The sequence below is a fragment of the Methanosaeta sp. UBA458 genome (assembly GCF_002496085.1).
Taxonomy (GTDB): Archaea; Halobacteriota; Methanosarcinia; order Methanotrichales; family Methanotrichaceae; genus Methanothrix; species Methanothrix soehngenii.
Genome location: NZ_DAIK01000044.1, coordinates 29423 through 30942 on the forward strand (window position 1 = coordinate 29423; position 1520 = coordinate 30942).

Here is a 1520-nt window from a genome sequence, read left to right on the forward strand (position 1 = left end):
TCCCCTTTATCATGGGTTCGGGCGTCCTGGGAGATCCGGTGGCAATCACGGCTATGATTCTGCTCTTGCAGTCAAGCCTGGCGGTATCTGCCCCCTCCACCCTCTTTGGTCGCTGGAAGGAGGACTACTATAAAGAGAAGCTGGAGTGGGATGCCTTTCGAACCTTTTTGGGCGACTATGCCATGATCCAGCGGTATTCACCCAGTGACCTGAATATGTGGAAGGAGTGGCTGATCTATGGCACTGCTCTCGGGGTGGGGGACAAGGTGGAGAAAGCATTGAAGGATTTTAACATCCCCATTCCCGAAGCGGTGGCCATCCATACCATCCATACCAGCTTCGGCCATGCCTACTCCTCCAGCTCTCCCAAGTCCAGCAGCTCCGGAGGATTCGGCGGGGGAAGCGGGGGCGGATTTGGCGGTGGCGGCGGTGGGGGAGGAGGCGGTGGAGGGGCGAGGTAGCACCTCCCTCCCCTCACCGTCTGATACTTTAGGAACTATTATGAGCATTATCTGCGCATCGAATTTCCTCTTTTGGCGGCAAATTAGGGGCAATAAAATCCTCCAGGCCATATGATCAGATCATGATCTAGAGAGGCATAACGCAATCCGCCAGCGTTATCTTCAGAGATCCAGAAGAAAACGGATATGAATTATTATGATCTTTTCTTAAATAGCTTTAAACTTAAAACATAGATATTTATGGTTTGGCTCTGGCAAAAAGGGCCAAGCTTAAATAAGTGGAGATTTGGACAGCCCATAAACCGTGGTTCAAGAGAGTGGGAATAATGCTCAGCGTGGAGAGAACAAATAATAAAGGAGAGGTCGAGGTAGCGATCTGTCCGTTGTGCAACTTGCAGGTGGAATTCATGGGCGCACCAATGGTCAGGTGTTATACCACTGGGGAGACCTATGAGCAGGATGAGATCGTGTGGACTCCCAAATCCAGGGTCTCCAAGAGGACAGGGTATGATGCAGAGAACATAAGAGGAAATGGTGTAGAGGACTTCCTGCCTAATGCCCTTCCCGCAGAGGAGGAGTGTGAGGAGTAGCAGCATGGGCCGAGCGGGCTACTGATGCATATTTTTCCAACAGAGTGCAATTTGCATTTAGCCGTTTGATTTGGCTGATCTATTCGATTCGTGGATCCTAAATCATGATGAAATGCATATGGGAAATTGAATTGTTCGGGCACTTTCGCTCGGCCCCCCCGCAAAAAATACATTAACTTATCCTGTTGCTATTTTCAGTGAGTGATATATATCCCAAAGAAGTATTCCTCAACTTCTGGTAGTCGAATTTGAGTTTTTCTTCTCGCGAACCTCGAAATATATTTGTGTTATCAATGAATATCATTAGCCGCTTCATTGAACCACGTAGGTCCAACCTTATTATGAGATTAAGAAGCTAACTGTGATTTAACTGGTAAAATAGCGCCGAGGGTGGGATTCGAACCCACGATCCGCGGAGCGGAACAGGTTTAGCAAACCTGCGCCATACCAAGCTAGGCGACCTCGACTC

General features: G+C 48.9%; 2 protein-coding genes and 1 tRNA gene. 2 read left to right on the forward strand and 1 reads right to left on the reverse strand.

Annotation, left to right across the window (positions count from 1 at the left end; all coding sequences use genetic code 11):
* Positions 1–461 (forward strand): DUF2207 family protein (locus tag BP822_RS02950; protein ID WP_286877710.1); only part of this gene is annotated, 461 nt, incomplete at its 5' end.
* 326 nt (positions 462–787) lie between these two features.
* Positions 788–1051 carry a hypothetical protein gene (locus tag BP822_RS02955; RefSeq protein ID WP_048132219.1) on the forward strand — a complete coding sequence of 88 codons (264 nt, stop codon included), beginning with the start codon at positions 788–790 and terminating at the stop codon, positions 1049–1051.
* A 382-nt stretch (positions 1052–1433) separates the two neighbouring features.
* On the opposite strand, the gene BP822_RS02960 is transcribed toward BP822_RS02955, so the two are convergent.
* Positions 1434–1518, reverse strand: a tRNA-Ser gene (locus BP822_RS02960).
* Between the last annotated feature and the right edge of the window lie 2 nt (positions 1519–1520).

Bases quoted from the DNA above. Each gene is read 5' to 3' on its own strand.
- BP822_RS02955 (WP_048132219.1), top strand. From the start codon at position 788: ATGCTCAGCGTGGAGAGAACAAATAATAAAGGAGAGGTCGAGGTAGCG.